Raw genomic sequence first — 20,792 nt, forward strand, 5'->3', positions numbered from 1 at the left:
GACCGGTGCCGGTCGGGCACGATGGATGATGCGCTGGAAGCCTGCGGTCAACGCGTTCGCGATCACCTTCGCCGACCGCTGGCCCGACGCCCGAACCTACTGAGAGAAACCGCCGGAAACACCTTTAGCGAGATAGTCCCGTCCGCATCGGGATAGCCTGCTGATGCATGAGCAAGACCACACCGGTGATCTTCGATGACGGTACTGTCGAGTACTTCTTCTGGGCCTACGACGTAGCCCTCGCGGTGTTGTTCGCACACGCAATCAGAATTGCCGATCGCGTACCCGCTTCCGCGCGCTGCGCCGGGCACGACGAGCTGGTGGCCGATATGAAGGTACAGATCGAAATCGGAGCCTCCAGTGCTGTGATACTGGACAGCTATGAACGGGAGTTGTTGCGCACGTTTCGATCCTGGCTCGCCGAAGCTTGTGACCAGCTCACGGACCGTGGGGGTGTGTGGGCAACCGAGTACCGCGAACTCGGCTTTCCCGACCGGCGGCACTTTCGCGGCGCGGAGCATATCGAACCGGGGCCGATGATAGATATCGCCATCGCCATCGGCCAACTGCTCGATGGCAACCTGCCGCCCGCACCGGACGGCTCGCATTGGTTCATCGGAACGGGCCGGATTACGACCTGTTGAAGTACAGTTCGACACTCATTCTGAACTGATCTCTAAGCCGGAACCTCAGAGCGATCGCTTGGTCGATGTGGACGGACTGCGATTCGACGCCGGGAAACGCGGGGAATTCGCGTGGCACGAAAGCACTCGCACAGTCGTCCGGCGGTGTGACGCTCCGGCCTGCCGGTGTCCGGTGGGGTGCGGGTGGTGGAACTTGTACAGTGCCACGGTGAAGTCGGGCGGTCCGGCGGTTCCGGAATGTGGAGGTGTGCAGTGGTGCGCAAGGTTGTCGTCACCGTGATCGACGACATCGACGGTGGGGCCGCGGACGAGACGGTCTCGTTCGGCTGCGATGGAGTGATGTACGAGATCGATCTCTCGGAGTCGAACGCGGCTCGGCTGCGTGCCGGTCTGGCCGAGTGGATCTCTCATGCGCGGCGGATCGGCGGAAAAGGCCGGGCCAAAACGCCTACGGCGAATCGGCGTCCGGACGCGAAGGCCGTGCGGGAGTGGGCTCGGCGGAACGGACACAAGGTGCCGGAGCGGGGCAGGGTACCGGCGGTTGTCGTGAGCGCTTACCAGCAGACCGTCGGGTGAGCGCGGAGCCGCGCACCCCACACGCGGCTCGTAGACCGGTCCGCAGCCGGCGGCGATAGGATTATCAAGCTCTACCCGCCGCGTGTTCAGCTGTGCTGTTCAGTCGCATCCACATGGTGTGGGCGGCATTAGTGTCTGACTCCGTGTGCACGTTGTCATTGTCCGGCGGCGGCCGGACTCCCGATGCTGCTGCTGTCGCAGCACATTCCTTCCGGCACGGTGCAGGTGAACCGTGTTGTTGACGACCGGAATTGATCCGGCCGTGAGAGTAGTGGATCGCGTATTCCGGTTCGGCCGGGTTCGTGGTTGCCGGCACGCGGCTGTCCCGAGGGCATTGTGACACTTGATTACCGGGAGTGGGAGTGGCTGCAATACCTGGTGGGTGTCGACCGGCCCGCGGGATCGGTGGAATTGCTGCGCGAGTTGTCGACGGAGCTCGGGGAGCTGGCCGGCCAGCTGGGGGAGATCGGTGCAGACGTCGATGCGTTGATGGGCCGGGTGCAGGAGGTGTATCCGCAGGGGCGCGGCGGTGAGGCGATGGTGCGGGTGCTGCGCGAGCTGGGTCTGGGCGACGAGGGTGCGTTGGCGCAGTTGCGCTCGGAGTTGGAGGCCGCGGAGAAGGCGGTGTTCGAGCTCGCGGGTGCGATGCGTTCGGCCCAGTTGAATTTCGATATCGCACTCATGTGGTTGCTCTGGGAGCTGGTGTGGGCGGCGGGACTCGGTCCGGGTGCCTGGCCTGCTCAGCAGGCGGCGGTGGGAGCGGCGCGGCTTGCCTGCTTGCGGGTCGGGATGTGGCTGATGCGGCGGATCGACGGGTTGGTGCGCCTGTTCGTGGTTTCGCCGGTGGCGCAGCGGGTGCTCGGGCGGTTGCTGTATGAGGCTCTGCAGGAGGGGTTGGTGGAGCTGGTGCAGGGGACAGCGGAGGCGGGGCTCGTGGAGTGGAAGCTAACGGAAGAGGGGCTGCAGCAGGACTGGAACCTGGATCGGTTGGTGGAGAATGCCGGCTGGTCGCTCGCCGGGGGCGCGGTCTACGGCCTTATCGGGAACAGGGTTTATGAGCTTGGTCGGCGTTTCTCGTGGGGAAATGCAGGTGGCCTGCCGGGTGCGACCAAAGGTCTTCTGGTGGGTTCCACCGCAGGGGCCGCCGCCGAGTTGGTGTTGATGGCGTTGAGGGGGGAATGGGATATCTACGCGTTGACCGGAGGGGCCGGCGAAGGGCTCGCGTCGGCGGTCTACGGGTCTAAAATAGTCGGGCCGGGAGGGGACGTTACTGGTCATCGACCGGGCGAAACGCTGACAGACCATGATGGTCCGATGCCGTTGGATGCGCGGTGGCCTGGGTTGCGAGGCGCGGCGAATATGGAGGCGGGACCGGATGGTCCGGGTAGAACGCCGAGAGACCGGATTTCGACCGGGAGTGACCATTCGAATCCAGACGTAAAATCCGGGCACAATAGCGAGGTGGGGAGTCCCGGCCAGGGATCGAGGCAATTTACCGATTCGCCGGTCGGTGCTTACTCGTCGGCTGAGGGCAGGCCAGGCGATGACGATATGGCGCCGACGGATTCCCTCCATCGGGAAAACGAACTTCCCGATAATATGCAGACCGGTGGCCTGCCTGTCGGTGGTGCTGCGGCAATGTCGACACCCCTCGCTACATCGACCGGTGGCCTGCCCGTTGGTGGTGTGGTTGCCCCACCACCCGGGCCACCCGCCGAGGTCGGGGCAGTACCGGCAGGAGGCGGTGATCACATCGATCCCCCGGAATCCGCCGAGGGGTCCGATGATGGTGTCGTTGATCCTGAGTCGGCCCCGTTGGACGGACGTTCCGACACCGCCGACAGCGACGGTCCGGGGGATCGGTCGCCCGCGGTAACCGCTCCGGTAGATCCACTACCGGTGCAACATCCCTCGCACAGCGCCCTCTTAGCGGCGCAGGAAATCGTAGATAACCCGGGTGATACGGAGCGAATTCTCGCCGACTTGGAAGAGGCGCTTCGCGCACGCACCATCGACTCCGATGTGTACAGGCGTGAACAGAAGATCCTGGCATGGTTGAACCAGACTGTGGACGCCGCACTGTCTGTCGCGGCTATTGCCGCGGGTTCGGTAGAAATGGCAGCGTACCTCCGAGCCAATGACGGCTCGCTCGTTCCGAGTGTGGATATGCTCGAGGAGTCCGGGCTGAAGCCGCCACCCGAGAACAGCCCGGCCACCGCGCTCGAAACCTATGCGCTGTACTGGATCGACCGCATGGCGAAGGATTTCTGGCATGCCGCATATGGTGAACCGGATCACTCGTATCACGGAGCGGTGCGTGGCTTCGACAAGGTCTTTCAACGGTATGGAGAATCGAGTCGGAATGCGTCGGGATCCCACGGTGAGGAAATTGTCGAATGGTCCTTGGCGAAAGGGTTGCAGCTCTGGGCGATCGTAGGCCCTCGGGCGTGGGACGATGTGATCGGCTTCAAGGCGTTTCATAGCGGCCTGATAGGAAATACAACGAACATTATTATTCCGATATTTATCGCACACGGGATTTCGACTGTGAGGGCCGAGGGGGGGCTCCCAACTGTTGGTCAATTCATGAATAGGATCGAAGAGTCCATCGATCGGGCGTGGAACCAGTCAACCTATCCGAGAAATGCCTCCCATTTGCGTATGTTCAGCGGAGATATCCTTCGTGTTCTGAAGAACTGGGAGCATGGACCACGAGTTGACGACCCGTTCGCGCGTCGCGTTCCCCTCCTCGAAGCTCTCGACCCCGAGACCCGTAGTAGTCGGCAACCCGCCGTCAACAAGAGCACATGGGCCGGGAATAAGGCGTTGCGAATCCCCAACTTTGACCAGGCGGGAGCTGTGGACGAAGTTCTCGATGGTCGTCAGCGGTTGTCGAGTCGAGGCGAAATCGATGCCATTACCTTTCTTGCCGGGTTCATCGAACGTTTGGCCGCGGAAACCCTGTACACCTCCTGGCCGGTCACCGCCGACGGAACCCCACTCGGGCTCACGGTCGTTGAGCCGATGAGCCCGCGCGAATTGGAAGCAGCGTTGGCCCACCGGGGTATCACTGTTTCTGGATTCACCGAATCCTGCGACGCCCGGCTGCTCACCGACTACGCCGACGCCGTTTTCGACCTACGGGCGGAAGGTGTCACCATTGGCCACATCGCTGTCGGTGCACTCGATAGGCGTCACCGTAGGTTAGTCGATATCGTTTCCGGGGAAAGTCCCGGGCACCTTCAGTCTCTGAAGCTGGACCCGCGGGCTGTCCACGAGAATGTTCGAGTCGAGATGCTGTGGTTGGCGAACTGGAGCGAGCAACCCCACGACCTCTCGCCTACCGACCTGATCCGGTACCACGCCGGCCTAGAAGTGTTCTCGCAGATGGACGAAGCCTCGCAGGCCGAAGTCGAGCAGCTCTTGCAAGAGTGTTACGAAGCACAGGTCCGTACGGCTTCCGGGGAATCCGATCCCGCGCCCGACTTCCTCACATGGGTGTCGACACAGTTCGGACGAGGTTCTGTGGCCGAGGGAGAGATCGACCCGCAATTCGTCACTGCCCGTTCCTTCGTCACTCACCGGCGGTTCGACGCCACCGACGTCGAGCGTCGGATATACCGGTGGCTCCGGTCGAAACTTCCGCAAGCACCCACCGAGGCGAAGCCGATTCTCTGGCAGGAACATCCCGCCCTCGCAGCCGACAGCACTCGACCGGGTCCCCTGCAATTCTGGAATGGTCCTGGACTGTTTGCAGGTGAAGTCCACGAGGATGTTGGGTTGCGGCCCAACCGTTTCAGGTCGTCAGGTGTACTGCATAGTTCCCCACCGGGTGGTGTGCCTGCTTTCCCTGGTGGCGGCGGGCCCAGCGATTTTGGTGTGATGAATGATCGGACCGCGGTGCCGGAGGGGCTGCGACTCGATCGGCGTTCTGTCGCTCAGGTACTGACCTGGATCAAAGGCTGGACCGGCGGTAGTGCCACGGTTCGGATTCCGGAGCTCTCGAGTGCCCGGGAATGGGTCACGCTGTCCGAGCTCGAGGAACTTCTCGGCGGAGTACGCTTTCGATCCTTTGCTGATGTGGACAGCGGTATTTCCGCCGAAGACTGGACGATCGGTTGGTTGGGGGAGCAGAAACCCAATTCATCGCTGCTGGTGGTGTACCTCGATCCGGGCAAACGCCCACCCATCCTCTTGCTCACCAACGACGGACGTACTGTCACACGTCGCGATCCGACCAGCGGCAGTGGTGCCGAAGGCCAGGGCTGGTGGGACTTCGCGCCTTCCACGCCGGATTCCGACGTGGTGGTGGTCGCCTTCGCCCCAGACGGCAGCGAGCTTATCCTTCCAGGAACATATCCGCGGATAGATCACGCTCCTGTCCAGCTCGACACCGAGCACGCCGTAGTTCCCCGAACCCACCCCCGCGACGGGGATAAGGGCTCTGTCTCGGACCCGAGCGGCCCTACTGGCCCAGAAAACCGACCTGCAGCTTCAGGACCCATCACTCTCGCGGCAACTCCGGCCGATGAGGAGGCTGAGCAGCGGCCGCCGCAACCAGCTTCCCCACAGGTACCCGATAATCGTGGGAACACGGTCCCGGCGGACCTGCGGGAACTCGTCGATGCCGCAGATGACCGGTCACGGGCACACCTGGTGCTTGGCTTCGAGCGTGATTTTGGGCCCTATCGGTTCGTGGAGGTCGAGGCCACTGAACTTTCAGCCACCGAATTGTGGTTTGCGTATGTGCCAGTCGATGATGCCCGCGGGGTCAATGGGGTTCGGGTAGCGGGCGATATTGTCGACGCAGAGGGAACTTCTTTCGGGCGGGCGAGCTTCGCTGTTGTGGCGGACAGCAAGGGGCGCTTGGCGGTCCACCTGGAACATCTTGCTGTTACCGGTGATCCAGTGGCGGAACGCGACTTCATGCACGAATTCGTGACCGAGCTGCACCAGGTTGCGCGGAGGTCCGGTGCTATGTGGGTTTCGGCGCTCCCGTACCGGGACGAGGCACAGGTGCTGGAGGACTTGGGTTACGGGTGGGCTGGGGAAGCGAATCGGAAGGACAATGTGCCCGAGGCGGTTCGGAACGCCGCCGATGCGGTGTTGAGAGAAGCGGCCGAGGCAGGCCGGCCAATCTCTGATGAGGACCGGCGGCAGCTCGATGAAATGCTGGCCCGCTTCGAAGGGCGGGACCAGCAGTACCCCACGCTGCGCGAGCTGAGGACCATCATCGGGGATTGTGAATTGGGCTCGAAGCTGATGCGCGAGATCCAACTGCCGGAGCTCCGCAAAATGCTGGGCGACCCTGAAATACCCGGCATCGAGGCGGATCCAGTGCCGGACGCGGCAGTGCAGGCACCCGGCAAGGTCGTCGATGAGCCGGCCGTCGAATATCTGTGTGACCTTGTTTCTATACCGTCGGTATCGGACGATGCGGCCGTATGTAAGGCCATGATCGAGCGGGCGAATGAGATGCTCGAAGGCCGAGGACTGCACATCACCCACTACCCCGGCAAAAATCCATCGCTGGTGGCGACATCCCGGCCGGGAAAGAAGCCGAAGGTGATGTTGGCTGCACACCTGGACGTCGTATCCGCCCCGCCCGAGGAGTTCGAGGCACGTATTGTCGACGGCCGGGTCATCGGGCGTGGCGCCTACGATATGAAATTCGCCTTCGCTTGCTTTCTGGAATTCCTGGATCGCCACCGCGACGACCTCGATTCGCTGGATTTCGGCATCATGCTCACCACCGATGAGGAGGTGGGCGGCGAGCAAGGGATGGCGCGGCTGTTGGAGGACGGGTGGCGCCCGGACGTGTTCGTTCTGCCCGACAGCTCAAAGCCTTGGGTACTGGAATCGATGGCGAAGGGGCGGCGCCTGGTAGAACTCAGTGTCGAAGGTCCTGGAGGGCACGCCTCCCGGATATCGGAGAACGAGGATCCTCGCGTGAGGCTCGCGCGAATCGAAGAGTACCTGCGGACCAAGTATCCTTCCCTCGACCCCAACGGTCTGACTGTGGCGGGCACCATGCTCAGCGCGCCGGCCTCGTTGAATCAGACCCCGCAGAAGATTGTCAGCACCTATGATGTCCGGGCCTTCGACAATGAAGAGCTCGACGAGTTCATGAAAGATCTCCGGAGGCTGGCGCGCGAACTCAGAGCGGATGTTCGGATCCTCGAAAGCCGCCCGGCCGTAGTGTTGGACCAGGACAATCCGCTGGTCCGCGAATTCGCACGGGCTTACGAAGATGTGCGGGAACAGCCGCTGAAGACCGATGTGTCGTACGGCTCCACCGACGCGGTGTGGGCGGCCAAGTTCGGAATTCCAAGCATTATCTTCGCGCCGGAAGGCGGAGGGTCTCATTCAAAGGGCGAGTGGGTAACCGTGAATCTCTCGCCTTTCACGGACGTGGTGGAGGCCTTCGTCACCCGGGTCGCCCGAGCGGAATCCTCCGAGATGGCCCCCTTTACCCGACGCCGGACCGACCGGCCGGATCCACTCGCCACCGGCAGTGGCTCGTCGGTCGGAGGATCCACCAGCACACCGCGACTCTCCACAGAGGTTGCGGACAGCAACCCGCCCGACAAAGGCCTCCGTCCGACGGGCGACACCAGGGCGCGTGCCGACGACAACGACGGGAATCCCGACACCCCTGAAACTCGTGATTCCGAGCAGGGAGCGACAGCAAGAGATGATCAACCGAGTCCTAGTCCTCTCGAAGGCGGTAGTGACAGCGTGGCTTCGCCTGCCCCGCTCCCGCCGGAACCTCGGCCGGCGGGCGTGGAGTTGTTCGGAATTAACCAGAATGGCTGGAAAGGGCTATCGCGACTGGCCGAGGCCGGAATTCGCGTAGTGGAAGTAAACGTATGTCTGTCCGCTGACATACCGGCTGTTCCCCTCGTGTTCGATGCACCGTTGGGGTTGGAAGAGGCCGGTGCCGAGCAATGGCACTCGCAGTCGTGGGCCGAATCCTATTTATCGGGATCGGCGTGGCGATTGTCGAGAATCGCAGAGACCGCGAGGGACCTCGGGGTGGAATTGCAGGTGAGGTTGATACCCTCACCGAAGAGGAATCCGTCCGACCTGTCGGCGCATCAGCGCGATCTGGTGATGGCGACCGTATCCGACCTGGTGAATGCGGGCCTGACGTTCCGGCTGGCGTCCGGCAGCATGCCCGTTTTGGTCGAAGCCAGGCGCATTACTTCTGACGTGTGCAGTCGGCTCGGTGGACCTGAGATCGAGCTGATAGCGGAAGCTACCGGCGCCACTATCGGTGATCTTCACCACGGTGAGCTGCGGGCGCTGGGGATTGACAAGATGTCGGTCACTCCAGAGGTAGTTTGGCGCCATCAACACGAGCTGCCCGCATTCACGTCACTACTTCTTCGGGTGCAACCCGATGATCCAGATCTGGTGTACGAGCTCGGTTGGTTGCGGTCGATGCCCGTGGCTGCGGTGTGTACCTCGAATCCGGCAGAAGCCGCCGACCGGATAGGTGCCGAGATCGATCGTCGTCCGCGCTTCATCGTCGGTCATAGCAATCCCCAAACCATCGAAATGCTGCGGACCTGGTTAAGCGAGCACCTGCCATGGCTCTCGAATGAGCAAGTCGATCGAGTGCTGCCGAAGATGAAGGAAATACTGTGGTTGACCGCCGACGCCCGCTCAGCCCCCGCGATGGTGATCATCGACGAGTTAGAGAGAAGCGCTCGACTCCAGGTCTATCATCACGCCTACTCTGCCACACGGTACGACGAGCGGCTTGGCTCCGGGCACCCGGCCCGTTGGTCGGTCGAACACTTCCCGGATCAGCCATGGCCATATGTGAGCTGGTTCGATGTCATGACGGTGCCCTCACCCCCGGTACATGCAGCCGCTTCTTCTCCGATAACGGAGACCCCGCCACGGTCAGAGCTCACTGTGGGCGGCGAAGTTCCCGAGCGTGTTCAGGGATGCCTTCGGTCGGCTGTGGATGCCATCTGGGCCCTGGGCGGTGAGGTGACGCTTCCCGGCGAGGGTGCCGACACGTGGAGAGAACTCGTCGACAGCCTGCGGAGTAACCCGGCCCCGGTCGTTCAGCATATCGTCTCCGCTGAAGGGGATTCGATCGCCCGTGTCTTCGATACCGTCGAACATCCCGACAGCGATGTGTTCGCGGCTGTTCTTATTTCCGATTACGGCACTCACGTCCATCCGTACACTGTCACGGCCGTCGATGGCACTGCCGTCGTTTTCGACACCCTGATATCCCGACCTGCCGACGCCGGGCCCCGCAACGACCCCGGTAAGGAACACCAACACCACGATGTGCCCCGGGTCCGAACCCGGGAGAAGTGGGAGCAGGATCCTCAGGTCAGGGACGCGCTCGACCGCACCCGGGACTTCTACGTCGTTGAGTTCACCTGCGGTCCCGACGGCCGGATCGGGGCCGTCGAACACCATGGCGGCGACATAGGGCAGGAACTCGAAGAACGTAAGGTACTGGGACCGCCCATCGATGATGGCGCCGGCGGCCCTGCCGACACGAATCGTGCCGATGACCCGGACTGGTGGTTGGAGGAATCCGCCAGTCCCGAAGTCCAGGAATGGGTGCGTACCCAGAACGAAGAGACCTTGAGGAGGTTCGCAACCGGAGCGGGCTTCGAGGACATGGTGGCCCGGATCCAGCGGGATCTGGAGTCGACCCCGGGATTGTTCGGGCCACCATATCGCGACGGCGAGTGGATGTATCGGTGCCATGATGGTGTATGGCAGCGGGTCGGGGTGGCTGAGTATCGGGAGGCTGCTGCGCCGCGGTGGGAGGAGCTGCTGGATATCAACGCGCTCGTCTGGGATCCCGTGGCAGGCGTGAAGTCCGGTGTCGAGCCGTCGGACCGATCCGGTGCGGGCGCGGTGCGCGGTGGTTTTCGCGGGTCGCTGGCCGGGCCGGGCTCGCGCCGCATCCTGTTGATTTTGTCGCGAGGTGGCGACAGGCACGTCATCGTCGAGTTCGATGCGGAGAAAAAGGAAATAGTCCCGGCCGCCGAGGGTGGATTCTTTCTACCCGAGGGCATTCATGCCGTTACCTGGCGCGGTGCCGACGACCTGGATGTCGCTACCAGCCTCTGGTCCGATACGTTGACGACGTCCGGATACCCGTACCAAGTGAAGCGTTGGCGGCGCGGGATGTCGATCGACGAGCTTGCGGACGCCGAAGCAACCTTCACACATGGCGATGCCGAGGACTTCGGTGTTTTTCCATGCAGCAACGCTTGTTCTTCTGGAGGTGTGGGGCAGTTTGCGGGGTGGCGGCCCGACTCAGGAGACGGCACCTACATCATCCGCTGGATGAAACACGACCTCGCGGAGATCTATCTGGCGGAGGGGCAGGGATGGTCGCGGCTGGATGTACCGCCGGACGCGCGAGTGTTCTGGCGCGGGAATCATTTGTTGATCCTATTGGGTAGCTCTTGGTCCACCGGAGGACAGACGTATCCGTCGGGTAGTCTCTTGGCCGCCGAACTCGACGATTTCCGATTAGGTATCCGCGCCCTGAAGGCTGTTTTTACCCCGGACGAAAACACGGTGATCCCGGTACAGCACTCGCGGCTGCTCATGCCTTTACTGGCGCATCGAGACTTCCTTTGGGTAGGGGACGATTGTTTCGCGATATCGGCGTACCCGTCGCAGCTGCTGGTGGTGAAATTCGGTGCCGACGGCCCGGTATCGCATCTGATGCAGGTGGGGTCAGAACCTGCCTCGGTGAAGCTGATGGGAACAACCGGGGACGGATTCATCGATGTGAGTGCCGAGACACCGGGTAAACAGCCGATCGTCTATTCATTGCGGGCCGATGCCCTCGATGGCTCGAGGCAGCCGACTCTGGAGCCGCTGGCCGACCCGAACGGTCTCGGCGAATCCTCGGTATTCACCACTGAACACACCGTGGTGTCCGAGGACGGCGTCACCGAGGTGCCGTATTACGTGACACGCCGTCGCGATATGACCGGAATTTCCCGCGTCTTCATGAACGTGTACGCGAATTACGGATATATCGATATGAACTATATGCCCGGTATCCGGGAATGGTTGCGCAGATTTGGTCCGGTGGTGACTGTCGGTGCCCGCGGCAGCGGCGTAAAAGGGCCTGATTGGCACCATCAGGGACAGCGGGAAGGTAAAGCCTTGACAACGCAAGATATTGCCGCTGTGGCCGTGGACCTGGTAAGGCGAGGATACACCACAGCGTCTGGGATATTGGTCTACGGATTCAGTGCGGGTGGGCGCCATGCGTTCGACGTAGCAGTTAAATACGGACATCGTGTCGGCGCGGTGGTCGGTGATGCGGCGGTATTGGATTTGCTCAACAATGACCTCTACGGAGTAGGAAAAAATGCGACTTACGAGAACGGCGACCCCAGCGACTCAGCGAATTGGGAATGGCTGAAAGACTTGTCGCCGGTATATGTTGTGACCGACGCCGATGGTGTCCCGCCCGCACTGAATTTTGGCTACGACGGTGAGGAACGGACGTCCCCGGGGCATGCGCGGCGGATAACCGAGAAGGCCCAGAAGGAGGGAAAACCCTTCTACTACTACGAATTCCCCTCGGGAGTCCACGGAGGCAGCGCAGCCGAAGCGCAGCAGAAATGGGCGCTGATATATGAGTTCGCCGATTGGACGCTGAAACCGAACCCTGTTGGTCCGCATGGTATTACAGGCGCCGACGGCCTCGACAAACCTTTCACCCCAGCGCTTTACGCTGCTGAGGGTGTTTATCCCGATCCTACCCAGTATCCGTCGGTCGGGGAGTGGGCGAGGGCGTTTGCTGGGGATGAGTTCGCTGCCGAGATCTCTGCCTTGGTTCGGGACGGCCGGTTGTCTCGGGCGGCGGAATTGCTGAAGGAGCGGGCGGACTCGGGTGGGCTTCCCGATGACCTTGGGCGAGCTGTGGTGGTCAAGTGGTTGGCGGGGACCGGGGAGGCGCGGTTCGATCCTGAAGAGAGATTTGCTCCGCAACGGGAGGACTGTTCGACCTTCGAAGAATGGGCTGCTGCACACCGGAAGTACCGTGGAGCAGCGGTGGATACGGACCAGGTCGACGTTTATCACGGGACAAAGGTGCCTGATCCGTTTAGGTTTCTGGAAGACCCGAACGATCCACGCAGCGTTTCTATTACGGAACATCGCATGATCGTGGAACCGAAAAGCGATGACCCCGCTCGAGCGCCTGTTGACGATGCCTCGTCGAATTCCGGCGCTACGCAACAAGTGGATACCGCCGCCGCGGTGTTCACCGCGCCAGGATGTGAGCCGGTCCAGGTGCCGTTGACAGTGGGCGGAACCCGCCACATCGGTATGGGTCCCGGGGGGAAGCTCGGCTGTGCGAGCGCGGAGCGGAAACTCGCCGAGATCGTTCTCGATAGTTCCTCGGGGCTGGTCATGATCTACGGCGACTTGATAGAAGTCAACAATCAGCGCGTAAGCGTCCCATGTGTGCTTCTTCCGGGTGACCAGGTCAAGTTCGACCGGCACGAGCCGGGCGCCGCGTACACCGTCGCATTTACCGGATTGATGTCTCCCGCATCACAACTGCCGGGCACCGTCACCACGCCGACTGCGAGCCCCGATCAGCGGGTGACGGTTCCGGTGTCGACTTGGGCTTCGGGTATTCCGGCGGAATTGGAACTGAAACCAGGCGGTCCGCCGATGGGAATCGGGCGAGATCGATCAGGTGGACTTGTTTTTCACAATGACCCGTATCGCGTCGATGAGCCTCCAGCTCATTGGCATTTCGTCATCGGTGCCGACCGGAACGGTGAGGTCTGGATCATTCCGGCGGGCTCATCGTCCTACGATGCCACCGAGATCAAGATGGCAAATGATAGGCGGCCCGTTCCGTACACGATATCCCCTCTAGAAGAGGGGGTGACCGTGACACTTCGAGATCGAGGAAGTACGACAGAACTCACACTCGGGTCTGTTCCGATGCCCGTGGATAAACCGTTCTCCCCGGGTGGAAGCCGAAGTGATCCGCCTGGATCGCAGTCCGCTGCTCGCCCCCAGGGAGCGGGACATTTTGGTCCGACGCGTCGTGATGGAGAGATTGACGATACGCGGGGGAACTACACCCGGCGGCTGCCGGCCTGCGTATCGCTCACCGCGGGCGAGGTTTCAATCGATCTCAGGAAGATCATCGAAAGCGGTGATCCCTACACAGTCACGCGGCAAGATCTGATCGACGCTGGAATATCTGATGTCGACGGCATCCCCTCGTATGTCGCCAGCGTTCGTCTGGGCGAAGACGGCAACGTCTGGGTTCGGCGGGGGGTGGGTCCTCACGAGGTCGGGGCTGATCGCCAGAGTTCGCTTGCGACGTATGGTCTCGCGCTCGTTTCGAGTAGCGGGGAAGTGCGGCCCCTCGACCCCGACACATGGTGGCGTGTGAGTCATGGCGAGCAACTCCTAGTGCCCCGGGCCGGGGACCCGTGCAAACTCACCTTCACCGTGTTGCCCAGCACGATGCAACCGGCCACCGCCACGGACTCTCATGCCGCGAGCACCACCCCAGCGCACCCGGCTGTTGTTGTCGGGACGGCAGCTGGTAACCCTGCTTGGAGCAAGCTGAGGGAATTGACGCGGGTATTGCCGTTCGATCCGGAACAGATACTCTCCGGCGAGTATCGGCGATACTTCGAGAACGAGCGGCTGATGGGCGAATTCCTCCGGGCAACGCCCGGTATGACGTTCTGGGAGAGGGGAAAGCTGGTGGCTTTACTCGAAATGATGGCGGTCCGTGTCCTTGCCGGAGATGCGGTGGGTGAACTCTCCGACGAACGCCCTGCATTTCCCGCGCGCGACCTCGGATTCGATTTCATGGGTGCGCCGCGCAGCGAATCGGATGTGGAGGTGGGCGCAGACCGGCTCGCCTCCGCCCTCGAGCGGAATCTGCTCGGCAGACATGCTATCTGGGGAGCGAGTTCGAGAACTCCGGCAGCGGATCCGTTGGTTACGTGGCTTCTCGAAGGCGATCCCGGCACGCCGCCGCCGGCGCTCTCCCCGCAGCATTTCATGAATTGCATGCGCCTTCCGATGTATGCGGCGGCATTCGCTGGTGTCACCGATCGTGCATATCTTCGAGATCTCGTACTGGCCGAACACCTATATTTCCAGACTCTTCCGGCGAGTGATGGATCACTTGAAGTGCACTGGCGAGACGGCTCGGTGGTGACCGCTGCAGAAGGATCGAAACTCTCCAGTATTCTCATGAACTGTTTGACTCCATACGGGAGAAATGCCTATTTCCTTGACGACCGCGGCAGCGGCATGTTGATGAAACGTGGTGATATCGTATTTTTTTCCACGCCATCGATAGATTTCTTTCACGTGGCGGTTGCTTCCGGATGGCGGGGTGCCAATGGATGGCCGGTAGTATATGATTTCGGGGCAGGATTGGTGTGGCCGAAGAGGTCGCAGGTAAGTGCATCAACAATCGATGAGTTGATCGTCACCCTATACGGGTCGAAAGAGCTCGCTCCGGCAGGGTTCCCGGCCGAGAACATCTCGGTCTCGTTCGGGCGTCCTCCGGTGGGGCCCGGGGTGTTACAGCACCACGGAGTATTGCGTGAACTATTGGAGTATTGCCTGAGGCGCGGCCGTTCTGCATAATATCGTTGCCGCGCCTACCGCTCTCGATGTCCGGCAATTTCGCTGTGGCAGCGCTGCTTCGGGTCAGCGATCGTATCCAGTAACCTGCTGTCCGATAACAGACGGGCGACATCTATGGGTTTCGGGGCGATCCGAAACTGCCCTTCCCATTTCGAGGACAGTGCCGCGGGAATTCAGGATCGGCACTCGACCTCCCTTGACCAGGGATATAACTGCTTACTGCCGAAGGGATATCATGGGTGACTGGTTTCAGACGATTGTCGACAAAGATGCGTCGCCGTGGAACTCGAAGGCGCTGGCTGCGGATATACTCGACTGGCTGATCAGCGTCGGCGTAGTGGTGGCCGAGCGTGATGACTGCGTGCTGGGCGCCGAATCCGGTCACCGTCCAGGCCCGGCTGCCGACACGGTGGTCGATTCCACCGGGTGGAGTTCCTCCTTCCATACGCTCCTGACGAACGGCCTGGCGATCGTTACCGAACGCTGTGTGTTCAACAGCGGACAAGGCATGCCTACAGCAGTCACCTGCCCGCGCTGCGATTCCGCAACCGCGTTGGTCGACGACTTCTACGAACCCATCCCCGGGATCTGGGAGATGTTCGTCGATGAGGGCGCTTTCGCTTGGGCCGCCGGCCGCGACATGCTCACCGTGCCGTGCCCGATATGCGCGGAGCAAGTGGATCTGGCCGATTGGACATGGGCCGACGATTACTTCGCTCTCGGGTATCTCGGCTTCACGTTCTGGAACTGGCCTCCGTTCCGGCCGGACTTCATTGCCGAGTTCGGTCGGCGCCTGGGCGGTCACCGCACTGCGTTGGTAGAAGGCAAGCTGTGACTCGAGTCCGATAGCAGATGAAGCCGCGGCGAGTTGTAGAAATGGTGTGAGGAGTCGGTCGCGGTGTTCGGGCCTGCCTTTAGTGTTGCTCAACGATCTGTATTCCGGTGTCTTGGTCCGGATAGCCTCGCTTGAGGACACCCCGTCTCCCGATTTCCTGGTTCGGCCGTTCGGGTCGTACAGGTCGGAGTCGTGTCGTGATCCTTGGCGAGTTGGTGTGGTCGGCTTCGACTGCGGGTCGGCCACACGCTCGGTAGCTGAGTGGGCGAGGTAGTCGATGGTGACAGTGGCGGCAGAGGGTTCCCGGACGGAACGGCCGGGAACCCTCCCGGGAGTTTCCGCCGGCCCGGAGTGAGGCGGCGATGGAAGCCCTGATCGATCCGGGTATGAGGCTGGGCGAATGCATCAAAGTGATTCGGGAGTACCGGAATCTGACCCGGTCGGAGCTCGCTGTCCGGGCCGGTGTCAGCCGGCCCACGATCATCTGTATGGAGGCCGGTTCGAAAATGTCCTATGCGTATACGGTGGACCGGGTTCTCGATGCCTTGCAACTACCTGGGAACATGCGAGTACTGGTTCAATGCCACGCCCGTCCGATGTGGAAGTGGCCCGCACTCGGCGCGGGCGAGGCGTGGGCAGGGTATCTCCGGAGATTCGCCCGTGCCAACCAGCTCGGCTACCGGGATGCGAGGAAGATACTCGGCGTCGAAAGTCATCTTCTCGGTGCCCCGGCTACTCCGGTGGGGAAGTTCATCAAAGCTGTCCGGCAGAACAAGAGTCTGACCCAGCGGCAGCTTGCCCGGCGGGCCGGGGTGGCCCAGGCGACGTTGTCACATATCGAAGCCACTTCGCGCGCGCGTCCCGAATCGGTACACAAGATCCTGGATGCCCTGGAGATACGCGGTGAGTTGCGAGAGACCGTCAACGGCTACTTCTGCCGGCCACAGTCGGCTGCCGAGTCGACGATGATGCGGGCGGAAGGTTTGTGCCGGCGGGATTCGGCGGGTGCGACCGAGAGTTGAGGCCCCTCCACCATGGATCTCCATTTGTGGTCCGAAGCGGTACAACGATATCTCGCTCCGGATCTGCCAGGGTACTGGCAGTTCGCCGACGACAATATGATGCTGATCGCTGGGGAGATCGACTGGATGCTGCGATTCGTTGCCGTTCAGCCGTCTGATCACGGCCCCTGGTTCTATTTGAACTGGGGAATCCAGCCGCTCCCTGTCCCAAAGGGTTACTGCGGCAGTTCGAGCATCGGTAATCGGGTCGGTCAAGTTTCGAGAGGCGGCTCGTGGGATGAGCCCGTCGATCTGGCCGGCTATGAACCGGTCATGGCCGAGATCGCGAGATGTATCTCCGCAGAAGTGGTGCCGGAGTTCGACCGTTACGGCACAGTCGACGGGTATATCCGCCATGTGCGTAAGCATATGAACCGGTTGGCAGATAGGGGCCGTGAGTGGATCGATCCCCACGCCGATGAAGAGTTGGTTTATCTGAGTCTTCTGCTTAATGATCTGGCGACCGCCGAACGGGCCGCCGAATTTGCGCGAAGAGCCGCCGCCGACGAGATCGAGACGCACCCGGATCCGGCCCAGTGGGTACTGGATGTACATGCGCGCGTCGAGCACGTCATGCACGTCGCCCGAACCGATAACAACGAGGCTGTGCGGATACTTCAGGAGAATGCCCGGTTCACCGCGAAATCTATTCGTATTCCACCACCGTGCTTCGGAATGGCACCGGCGGCGGATCATCGAGAAAGTCTGAACGATCCGAGATGAAGAACTCGACTGTGCCAGAGTAACGAGCCGAAGGTTCACCCGATTGCCGGGTAGTCCATGTTCACAGGAGGAAAAGATGGCAAACGAACTGATGAGTCAGATCGGCCAATGGCTCGCCGACGGTATGCTCCGGGGTGATCCACTGGCCTTGGCGGCCGCGGTGATCCTGGTGCCTATCGGCGCGATCCTGGGTCTGACCACGCTGTAGCCACTGTCCCCGGCGCGGGTACTCAATTGCCTCGGCGCCGGGGAATTCGATAATTATCGTTCCAGATGAACGAGACGATGGTAGCCCCTCGAGGCGCGAATCCGGCGTCCGTTGGACGCGATGCGGGATCTGGCGGACCGGATCGCGGCGAATTCATCGATGCTTTTCATGCCGAACTGGCCGAATTCCAACCGAACGGCTGGCCGGTGGCGGCCGTTGCACTGTTCGAGCGTCTTTCGGTCCTGTGTGTTCGCGATGCCTGGTGCGCCTTTTCATTCTGAAGCACGGTGAGCTACCGATAGCGGGTTTGAACAATCGGGAGTGCGGCGCCGGTGTGGTGACACGATTACGAAATATGTTGTGTGGTTGCCCTTCCGGGGCAGATCGGAGTGCTGGATGACAAACTCTTGCCGTGCTTCGGGTCCGGACAGCGAACGAACCCGTGGTTTTTCGCCGGGGAAGAGGTTGTGATGACCGATCTCGTTGCCCATACCGAATTCGTCCGGAGATGTGGCGATGCCTCGGCGGTGATGGCGATGGAAACCGCTGCGGCCGGTTCGATCGATCAGGCGGCAGTGATCGCGGCGGCTGTCCCGGTATTCGGGTTGATCGGGCAGGATTTCCTGATGGCCCTCGCCATTGCGCAGGCCGGCAATCTGATGTCGGTGAACGAGCTCGCCGCCGTTCATGCCGCCTCTGCGCTGACCTGCTATGAGGGCGCCGCCGCCTTCGAGGTCGCCGAGGATGCCGCCGTCACCGAGTTCGGAGCCCTCGGCAGGCCGGCGTGATCTCGCCGATCGACGAGGCCGTGCAGAACCTGTTCCGTGACAGCGTGTTCGCCCCCGCGCTGAACCGTCCGGTTGACCAGGTACTCGCCGACCTGGGTCTCGGACCGCTGCCGCACCTGCCCGCGGAAATCCCGATGCCGGAACTCCCGCCACTTCCCGTCCTGGACCTCACCCTGTTGATGAAACCGCTCACCGATCTGGCGAGTAGCTTCGGAACCGGGCGGTTCGCTCCCGAGACCGGCTCCGACCCCACCCAGGTTTTCGCTCAGGTCGCCGCGGCCTTGCAGAACTCGTTGCAGGTCGGGGCGGCGGCGATTCAAGCGGCAATGGCGCTGTGGCAGGGTTTGTCCGCCACCGGGGCGGCGGACAAGGCGCGGCAAGCACAACGCGATGGTGCGGCAATCGCCGGACAGAGCGCCGAAACAGCAGCGGGCACCGCGTCGGCCGCCGGATCCGTATTCACCGGCGCCACGACGATCGCCGCAATCATCGCACGGTACATGGCGACGATCGCGGCCGCGGGACCGTTCCTGCTGACCGGAGCCGGACAGGTCTTTCTGCTGGCGGCCACCACGGAAACCCTCGCCGAGGCCACCGCGGTCACCGCGAAGACCCGGGCCGAGCTGAGCGTGGAAAGCATGAAGATGCTGGCGATCGGTCAGAAGATCCCCGTCACCGACGCACCCGGCGGCGTGGATTCCACGGCACTGATTACGCAGCTGATGCAGCTGGTACCGACCCTGGTGGGGGCGGTCTCCGCGGGCGCGCAGTCGATGGACGGGGCCCACCGGGCCCTTGATCCGGTGACACCGCCGGCCGAGACCCGGAAATCGGAACCGGGCCGCCACGCCGGTGCCGGCGTGCCGGCGCCGGGCGGGGTCGTGATCGGTGGCCTCGGCGCCCCGGCGCCACCGCAGGCACCGCAGGCACCGCATCCGGGGACTCGGGCTGTCGGGGGATCGCCGGTGCCAGCGCCCCCTACCACCGCGGGTGCCGCGCCGGCCGTCGGCAACGGAAGCCGGGCCGGCGGTGGTGTGGTGCCCATGGGTGGCGGTATTCCCGCTGCCGGTCTCGCCCGTGGTGGTGACCCGTCGACAGCGGACAGTCCCCGCACCCAACTGATCACCGCCGGTCACGGTGACGAGGTGGTCGGCGAGATCGCGGGGGTGGCGCTCCCGGTGGTCGGCGTCGGCGCAGTCGACCACATACCACATCCGTCCAGCGGCGAATCACCGGACAAGGCACTCACGCTTTGAAAGGAGATCGATATGGAATTCGATCCACCCGCGGCCCGGCGTGCCGGTGCCGAGCTGGACGCGCTGGCCGACCGGCTGGAAGACGCGCTCCGGATGAATTCGCCGGCGTTGGCTGTCGCACCGGCCGGAACGGACGAGGTTTCGATCCGGACGGCGCAGACACTGCGTGAGGTCGCGGTGTCGTACGTGGATGCCGGACACCGCGGGGTTTCCGAGATCCGGAAACTTGCCGCCACACTGCGCGTGCAGACCGAGCAGCTTGTCCGGATGGACGGCGACAACGCGGCTGCTTTCGGAACGCCGGTGTGAGCATGGAACGGGCGGCGATGATCGAACCTCCGATCCCCGGCTTCACCGGCGTGCTGTGGGATGCGCGCCCGGCGGAGAAGCTGGCACACGATCTGACCACCGGGCCCGGTGCGCGGCCGATGGCCGACGCCGGCGCCGCGTGGTCCCGGATAGCCGTGGCGTTCGGTGCGGCAATGGCCGAGTACCCGCAGATCATCGGTCGTCTCCAGGAGGCATGGCGCTCCGAGGGCAGCGGACCGGTGCTCGGGCGAATCGCCACATTGTCACACTGGCTGGCAGATGCCGCCGCGGCAGCGAGCCGGAACGCAGCACTGACCGGTGGGCAGGCGATCGCGTATGAGGTGGCCTGTGCGGCCATGCCGGATCCGGCGGATATCACCGAGCTCGCCGCCGCGCTGCGAACCGTCGAACAGGTGGGCGCCGCGCTGGGTGCCCCTCTGGTCGGTGCGGTGGCCGATATCGATACCGCACAGCAGGCCGCCAAGGCGACCGCTGCCCGTGTCATGCACGTGTACGAGGCAGCGTCCGCGCAATTGGCGGTGCCCTGGGAGCAGGCAACTCCGCCCGGCCTGGTGTCCGCTGCCACGCCGGCGGCCGAGGACAGGCCGGTGCCCGGCGCACGGATATCGGGTGAAATGCCGGGCGCCCGCCCCCCGGGGGGGGGGGGGGGGGGGGGCGGGGGCCCCCGGGGGTTAGGGGGACCCGGGGGGGGCCGGGGGGCCCGGGGGGGCCCGCGGAGGGG

General features: G+C 62.9%; 12 protein-coding genes. All 12 read left to right on the forward strand.

Translation table 11 applies throughout. The features are described from left to right. The first annotated feature begins 167 nt into the window (after positions 1-167). The gene (locus QH195_RS00195) at positions 168-644 is read left to right on the forward strand and encodes a hypothetical protein (protein WP_280433860.1); all 477 of its coding nucleotides are present in this window, start codon (positions 168-170) and stop codon (positions 642-644) included. Between the two features lie 252 nt (positions 645-896). Next, the gene (locus QH195_RS00200; RefSeq protein WP_280433861.1) at positions 897-1,220 is read left to right on the forward strand and encodes a histone-like nucleoid-structuring protein Lsr2; all 324 of its coding nucleotides are present in this window, start codon (positions 897-899) and stop codon (positions 1,218-1,220) included. 336 nt (positions 1,221-1,556) lie between these two features. After that, complete coding sequence (locus QH195_RS00205) at positions 1,557-14,870, forward strand: M20/M25/M40 family metallo-hydrolase (RefSeq protein ID WP_280433862.1); 13,314 nt, start codon at positions 1,557-1,559, stop codon at positions 14,868-14,870. A gap of 235 nt (positions 14,871-15,105) precedes the next feature. Next, complete coding sequence (locus QH195_RS00210; protein WP_280433863.1) at positions 15,106-15,705, forward strand: hypothetical protein; 600 nt, start codon at positions 15,106-15,108, stop codon at positions 15,703-15,705. 362 nt (positions 15,706-16,067) lie between these two features. Next, entirely contained in the window at positions 16,068-16,727 is a 660-nt protein-coding gene (locus tag QH195_RS00215; RefSeq protein ID WP_280433864.1) for a helix-turn-helix transcriptional regulator, read from the forward strand. Positions 16,728-16,739: 12 nt separating this feature from the next. Further along, positions 16,740-17,489 carry a hypothetical protein gene (locus tag QH195_RS00220; RefSeq protein ID WP_280433865.1) on the forward strand — a complete coding sequence of 250 codons (750 nt, stop codon included), beginning with the start codon at positions 16,740-16,742 and terminating at the stop codon, positions 17,487-17,489. 76 nt (positions 17,490-17,565) lie between these two features. Next, positions 17,566-17,697, forward strand: a complete 132-nt coding sequence (locus tag QH195_RS00225) for a hypothetical protein (protein WP_280433866.1) — start codon at positions 17,566-17,568, stop codon at positions 17,695-17,697. A gap of 65 nt (positions 17,698-17,762) precedes the next feature. Continuing rightward, the gene (locus QH195_RS00230) at positions 17,763-17,978 is read left to right on the forward strand and encodes a hypothetical protein (protein WP_280433867.1); all 216 of its coding nucleotides are present in this window, start codon (positions 17,763-17,765) and stop codon (positions 17,976-17,978) included. A 189-nt stretch (positions 17,979-18,167) separates the two neighbouring features. Further along, positions 18,168-18,485 (forward strand): hypothetical protein, encoded by a 318-nt coding sequence (locus QH195_RS00235; protein ID WP_432278266.1) that lies wholly within the window; start codon positions 18,168-18,170, stop codon positions 18,483-18,485. Continuing rightward, complete coding sequence (locus QH195_RS00240) at positions 18,482-19,741, forward strand: hypothetical protein (protein ID WP_280433868.1); 1,260 nt, start codon at positions 18,482-18,484, stop codon at positions 19,739-19,741. Before QH195_RS00235 ends, QH195_RS00240 begins: the two co-directional genes overlap by 4 nt. Before the next feature lie 12 nt (positions 19,742-19,753). After that, on the forward strand, positions 19,754-20,050 hold the full coding sequence (locus tag QH195_RS00245) for a PE family protein (protein WP_280433869.1): 297 nt from the start codon (positions 19,754-19,756) through the stop codon (positions 20,048-20,050). 2 nt (positions 20,051-20,052) lie between these two features. Next, on the forward strand, positions 20,053-20,792 hold a 740-nt coding region (locus QH195_RS00250; RefSeq protein ID WP_280433871.1), incomplete at its 3' end, for a PPE domain-containing protein.

The sequence above is a fragment of the Nocardia carnea genome (assembly GCF_029868855.1).
GTDB classification, from domain to species: Bacteria; Actinomycetota; Actinomycetes; order Mycobacteriales; family Mycobacteriaceae; genus Nocardia; species Nocardia carnea_A.